5 protein-coding genes and 1 pseudogene are annotated in these 6000 nt (G+C 71.2%); 4 read left to right on the top strand and 2 right to left on the bottom strand.

Annotated elements, in window-relative coordinates:
* The first annotated feature begins 62 nt into the window (after window positions 1-62).
* The 3 genes from AC1DXK_RS13005 to AC1DXK_RS13015 all read left to right on the top strand — a co-directional run bounded on the left by AC1DXK_RS13005 (window position 63) and on the right by AC1DXK_RS13015 (window position 3865).
* A complete protein-coding gene (locus tag AC1DXK_RS13005; RefSeq protein ID WP_477297966.1) occupies window positions 63-1628 on the top strand; it encodes an FAD-dependent oxidoreductase in 1566 nt (521 codons plus the stop codon).
* A gap of 128 nt (window positions 1629-1756) precedes the next feature.
* Window positions 1757-1963 (top strand): hypothetical protein, encoded by a 207-nt coding sequence (locus AC1DXK_RS13010; RefSeq protein WP_457107388.1) that lies wholly within the window; start codon window positions 1757-1759, stop codon window positions 1961-1963.
* 219 nt (window positions 1964-2182) lie between these two features.
* Complete coding sequence (locus tag AC1DXK_RS13015; RefSeq protein ID WP_457107389.1) at window positions 2183-3865, top strand: acyl-CoA dehydrogenase family protein; 1683 nt, start codon at window positions 2183-2185, stop codon at window positions 3863-3865.
* Window positions 3866-3943: 78 nt separating this feature from the next.
* On the opposite strand, the gene AC1DXK_RS13020 is transcribed toward AC1DXK_RS13015, so the two are convergent.
* Window positions 3944-4135 (bottom strand): hypothetical protein, encoded by a 192-nt coding sequence (locus AC1DXK_RS13020; protein ID WP_457107390.1) that lies wholly within the window; start codon window positions 4133-4135, stop codon window positions 3944-3946.
* 272 nt (window positions 4136-4407) lie between these two features.
* Window positions 4408-5676 (bottom strand): glycosyltransferase family 4 protein, encoded by a 1269-nt coding sequence (locus tag AC1DXK_RS13025; protein WP_457107391.1) that lies wholly within the window; start codon window positions 5674-5676, stop codon window positions 4408-4410.
* A gap of 124 nt (window positions 5677-5800) precedes the next feature.
* Here AC1DXK_RS13025 and AC1DXK_RS13030 point away from each other — a divergent pair.
* Window positions 5801-6000 (top strand): annotated as a pseudogene (locus AC1DXK_RS13030) (glycosyl transferase family 1); the annotation flags it as partial.

Genomic DNA, 6000 nt, shown 5'->3' on the forward strand with positions numbered 1-6000 from the left:
CGGCCTCGCGGTTTGGTGCGCGCGGGCCATGACGGCCCTGCCGGCAACCGAGCGAGGCGATCATGGACCAGGAGACCATGGACCAGGACAAGCCCCGCGAGATCCGCCTCGCCCTCGACGCGATCCCGATGGGCGGCAAGGCCGAGGGCAAGGCGGGCGAGGACGCGGTGCTGTTCGTGCGCGACGCGTCCGGCGTGCGCGCCTTCCAGGCCAAGTGCCCGCATCTCGGGGCGCCGCTCGCCAAGGGCGAGATCTGCGGCGGCCGGCTCTACTGCCCCTGGCACAAGGCGGCCTTCGCCCTCGCCGACGGCAGCCTGGAGGAGCCGCCGGCCCTGGATTCGCTGACCCGGTATCCGGTTCGGATCGAGGGCGGCGAGGCGGTGGCGACGCTCACCCCAGAGCCCGCCCCGGCCAAGCGCGCGCAGACGCCCGTGTCCCACGTCCTGATCGTCGGCACCGGCGCGGCGGCGGCCGCCTGCGTGACGACCCTGCGCCGTGAGGGCTTTTCCGGTGCGATAACCCTGGTCGGCCGCGAGGCGCACCCGCCCTACGACCGCACCAAGCTGTCCAAGCAGTTCCTGGCCAAGCCCACGCCGCCGGAGAAGACCCTGCTGGAGCCCGATTTCGCTGCCGCGCATCAGGTCGCGCGCATCGAGGCCACGGCGACCCGGATCGACCCGGCCGCCCGCAGCGTCACCCTGGCCGACGGCCGTGTCCTCACCGGCGACGCGCTGCTGATCGCCACCGGCAGCCGGGCCGTGACGCCCGATTTCGAGGGGAAGGACCTCGACAGCGTCATGACCCTGCGCAGCCTCGACGATGCGGTGCGGCTCAGCGCCGCGGCGGAGGACGCCAAGCGCGTGGTGGTCATCGGCGCGGGCTTCATCGGCCTGGAGGCGGCGGCCTTCCTGACCAAGCGCGGGCTCTCGGTGACGGTGCTGTCCCGCGAGGAGATCCCCTTCGCCAAGCGCTTCGGCGAGGCCGTGGGCGCGGCCCTGAAGCGCTACCATGCGGGCAACGGCGTGACCTTCGTGACCGGCAGCGTCGCGCGGATCGTCGGCGACGCCCACGTCGCCGCGGTGGAGACCGAGACCGGGACGAGGCTGCCGGCCGACATCGTTCTCGTCGGTGCCGGCGCGGCGCCGGAGACCGGGATCGTCGCCGGGGTCGAGCCGGATGCGCATGGCGGTCTCCCGGTCGGCGCCGACCTGAAGCTCGCCGACGGCGTCTGGGTCGCGGGCGACATCGCGGCCTTCCCGGAACGCGGAAGCGGGCTCACGGCCCGGATCGAGCATTGGCGGCTGGCGCAGCAGCACGGCACGCATGTCGCGCGGGCGATCCTGGGGGCGACGGGCGGATTCGCCGGCGCGCCCTTCTTCTGGAGCAACCAGGGCGACAAGCGCCTGGATTACGGCGGCTACGCCCCGGATTTCGAGCGGATCATCCTGCAGGGCGATCCGGAGGCGCTCGACTTCATCGCCTACTACGTCCGGGATGGCCGTGCGGTGGCCGCCTGCAGCATCGGACGCAATCCGGCCTTCACGGCCTTCCTGCACCGGCTCGGTGAGAACCGGGTCCCGAGCCCGGAGGCGATCGAAGGCGGAGCGGATCTCGCCGCGCAGGCCTGACGGCCCGGCGCGGCCCGGAGACGCGTCACGTGTGACGAAGCGCCCGGCGCTGGAACCTGGACGGGGGCCCGCGCCTTGCGCTTCATTGCGCCCGCCGTCCGAGAAGCCGGGCCGATCCGGGAGGTCCCATGAACTCGATCATCGTCGTCGCCCTCATCTGCGCCGCCTCCGTCCAGGCCCCGGATTGTTCGCGCGAGACCGCCCTCGACGTGGTCACCGGACCCGCCCACACGCTTCAGGAATGCCTCGTGCAGGGACCGGTGCTGGCGGCCAATTCCGGGTTCAAGGGCGAGGACGGCGCCTACGTGAAGACGCGCTGCGAGCAGCGGCACTGAGACGGACACGTTCCGGCGGTCCGGACCACGGATCATCAATGTCGGGACCCGCGCGCATCCTCCCCCCGGGCGCCCCTTGACTTCGGTGGGACGGCCGTCGGACCGGCGGGACCGGTATTCAACTTCAGTTCAAGACGCCACAAACGAAATCTGCTTCGGCTCCGGACCGCGACAGGTTAAAAGACCCGATCCAAGACGACGCCACGCGAGCAAAAAACCATGTCCGCATCCCCCGCCATCCAGACCGAGCCGCAGGATCTCGTGGCCCTGACCAAGGCCGCCGGCGAGAGCGCCAAGGCCCTCGTCGCGGAAGCCACGCGCCGGGTCCGCACGCGGATCCTCGGGACGGACGGGCGGATCGATGCGGGCAAGCTCGAAGGGCAGCAGCACGCCGCCCATGGGCTCGCCTGGCTCGCGACCTACGCGGAGGCGATCCGCGAACTCGGCGGCTATGCCGAGCGCCTCCAGGCCGAGGGCCGGTTCGGCGAGACCGAGTCGCTCCTCGTCCGGATCGGCGCCGGCGAGTATCTCGACCAGCTCTTCTCCGGCATCCCGATGAGCCAGGCGGAAATGGTCCGTCCGACCGGCTCGCTCGGCCTCACCGCCAAGGAGGTGGCGTCCTACCGCTCCGATGCCGTCGAGACCCTGATCGCCGAGGGCAACACGCCGGAGAATCGTGCCGCCCTCGTGGCGCAGATGCGCGACGGCAGCGGCTCGGCCACGGTCGGTGCCTCGGGCCTCGACGAGGACATGGAGGCGATCCGCTCCGAGATGCGCCGCTTCGGCAAGGCTGAGGTGGTGGATCAGGCGCACGAATGGCACCTGAAGAACGCCTACATCCCGATGGAGATCGTGCAGAAGATGGCCGAACTCGGCGTCTTCGGCCTGACGATCCCCGAGGAATACGGCGGCATGGGCCTGCCCAAGACCGCCATGTGCGTGGTCTCGGAGGAACTGTCCCGGGCCTATATCGGCGTCGGCTCGCTCGGCACCCGCTCGGAGATCGCCGCCGAGCTGATCCTGTGCGGCGGGACCGAGGAGCAGAAGCAGCGCTTCCTGCCGAAGATCGCCGCGGGCGATATTTTGCCGACTGCCGTCTTCACCGAACCGAATACGGGCTCGGACCTCGCGAGCCTGCGCACCAAGGCCGTCAAGGACGGCGATACGTGGAAAATAACCGGCAACAAGACCTGGATCACCCACCCGGTCCGCGCCGACATCATGACCGTGCTGGTCCGGACCAAGCCCGAGGAGAAGGGCCACAGGGGCCTCTCCATGCTGATCGCCGAGAAGCCCCGCGGGACGGACGAGGATCCGTTCCCGGTCCAGGGCCTGTCGGGCGGCGAGATCGAGGTGCTCGGCTACCGCGGCATGAAGGAGTACGAGCTGGCCTTCGAGGGGTTCGAGGTGCCGGCCGCGAACCTCCTCGGCGAGGTCGAGGGCAAGGGCTTCGCCCAGCTGATGCAGACCTTCGAATCGGCCCGCATCCAGACCGCCGCGCGGGCCGTCGGCGTCGCCCAGTCCGCCCTCGATGTCGGCCTGCGCTACGCCGAGGAGCGCGTCCAGTTCGGCAAGCCCCTGGTCAGCTTCCCGCGGGTCGCCGACAAGCTCGCCATGATGGCGGTGGAGATCAACATCGCCCGACAGCTCACCTACTTCTCGGCCCGCGAGAAGGATGCCGACAAGCGCTGCGATCTGGAGGCCGGGATGGCCAAGCTGCTGGGCGCCCGCGTCGCCTGGGCGGCGGCCGACAACGCCCTCCAGATCCATGGCGGCAACGGCTTCGCGCTGGAATACCCGGTCAGCCGGATCCTGTGCGACGCGCGCATCCTCTCGATCTTCGAGGGTGCGGCCGAGATCCAGGCCCAGGTGATTGCCCGCCGCCTCCTCGAAGCCGCGTAGGGGCGTCTCGGGTCCGGCCTCGTCCCCGACGCCGGACCCGTCTTCGACCGGGCGGGTTCGCGCCGCCCGGGCCGGGACCTACTTGGTGATCTTCACCGAGACGGGATCGCTCGACGGAAACGTCTCCTCCAGGGCTTCGTCGAGGCGCTCGTCCAGCTTCTCCTGCCTGTTCTCGGGATTCTTGGCGTCGCCCGATTTGGCACTGCCCGGCTTGGCACTGCCCTGCTGGAAGCCCGGCTTGGTCTCGTTCTGCTTCTGATCCTCGGCCATGGCGCTCACTCGTCCGTGACGGGGGCACGCAAGGTGCCGGTGCGCATCAACGCGGGCAGCGGCCGGTGTTTCCGATTTTTCCAGTGTGAGCATCGATCGGCCGGAAGGCGAGATGGCGTCCGGTCAGAGTCTCCGTCGAAGCGGCCACACCGTCATCACGAGCGTAGCGAAGGGACCCAGGGCAGCGCGACCTCGGCCATCGTGGCGCTGCCCTGGGTTGCTTCGCTGCGCTCGCAAAGACGGCGGCGCCCGACCGCCAACCGAAAGCGGCATCAGGCCGTCGCGGGCGGCAGCCCGGCCGCCCGGACCCCGACCGGCCCGCGGGCATCGGCGCCGCGCATCACGGTCTCGTAGACCCGTGCCAGCCGGTCGAGATGCGCGTCGAGGCTCAGGGGCGCCGTCCAGTAGCGGCCATGGGCGGCGCGGCCCATCCGGGCCGCGAGCCCGTCATCGGCGAGCCGCCTCAGAGGGGCGGCCAGCGCCTCCGGATCGCCGGAACGGAACCAGAAGCCGGTCTCGCCGTCGACCACCGCCTCCCGACCCGCGCAGGCATCGCTGACGATCACCGGCGTGCCGCAGGCCAGGGCCTCGTACACGGTGAGCGGCTGGCCCTCGTACCAGACGCTCGGGAAGACCAGCGCCCGGGCCTGCCGCATCAGCGCCTGCACGCCGGCGGCGTCGCGCCAGCCGAGCATCGCGGCCTCGGGATAGCGCGCGGCGAGTTCGGCCCGCTGGGGGCCGTCGCCGACGAAGACCGCCCGCACCCCCGCCCGCCGGGCGGCCTCGGCGAAGATCGGCGCGCCCTTCTCGGTGGAGATCCGCCCGACGAAGAGGAAGTCGCCCGGCGGGCCGTCGTGCACCGGCGCCTGCGCCACCGCGATCGGGTTGTCGACCCGGTGGAACACGGTCCTGCGCGGCATCAGCGGCCGGACGACGCTCTCCTGGAGGTCGCTGATCGTCACGACGTGGCCGAATAGCTCCGGCAGGCGGGCCACCTGGGCGAGGCCGACGTGGCGGATCAGGCGGGCGACCTTGCGGGGGTAGCTTCGCGCGTCGCAGTTCGCGCCGATGCAGGCGGTCGACATCGGCGTGCGGTGGCAGATCCGCTGTTCCGGATAGGCGTAGAATCCACCCGTCGGGCAGACCAGGAAGAACTCGTGCATCGTGTAGAGGCAGGGCAGACCCGACGCCCGGAGCGCCGGGCCGATCGACGGCGAGAGCGCCTTGGCGAACGCGTGGACGTGGACCACGGTGTCGCGGGGATCGCAGGCGGCGAGTTCCGCCGCGAGGGCGCGGCGCGCCGGCCCGTTCCAGATCGCCTGCGCGGCGAAGGCCAGCTTGCTGCGCGCCGTGGTGACGTCGTCCTGCTCCAGGCAGACCACGCGGATGCCCGCGGCCTCCAGCCGGGGGTCCACCGGGCCGACCGCGGCGAACAGGCTGACGCGGATCCCGCGGGCGGCGAGGCCCAGGGCGGATTCGATCGCGACCTTGGCCTGGCCGCCGTTGATCGCGGCATGGTCTGCGACGAGGACGACGTGCACGTCAGGAATTCCGCCGCTCTGATCCGGGACCGGGATCTGTAAACGGCCGCGGTTGATCCCCCGTAAACCGGTCTTTGCCATCCTGCCGGCCTCCGAGACCGAGACGCGCCCCGAGAGGGTCACCATGCATGTCGTGATCCTGGCCGAGTTCGCGGCCGCCAGCGGCGGGGCCGAGAAGGTGGCCCTGGAATCGGCCCGCGGGCTCGCCGAGGCCGGGCTCGCGGTGACCTACATCCAGGCGATCCCGGGACCCGTCGATCCGCTCCTCGACCACGCCGGCATCCGCCGGATCGATCTCGGCCTGCCCGACATCTGGTCCCTCGG

Source organism: Methylobacterium sp. P3_A11 (assembly GCF_056403155.1).

Excerpts from the sequence above, each read along its gene's own strand:
- AC1DXK_RS13005 (WP_477297966.1), top strand. The coding sequence starts at position 63 with ATGGACCAGGAGACCATGGACCAGGACAAGCCCCGCGAGATCCGCCTC.
- AC1DXK_RS13010 (WP_457107388.1), top strand. The coding sequence starts at position 1,757 with ATGAACTCGATCATCGTCGTCGCCCTCATCTGCGCCGCCTCCGTCCAG.
- AC1DXK_RS13015 (WP_457107389.1), top strand. The coding sequence starts at position 2,183 with ATGTCCGCATCCCCCGCCATCCAGACCGAGCCGCAGGATCTCGTGGCC.
- AC1DXK_RS13020 (WP_457107390.1), bottom strand. The coding sequence starts at position 4,135 with ATGGCCGAGGATCAGAAGCAGAACGAGACCAAGCCGGGCTTCCAGCAG.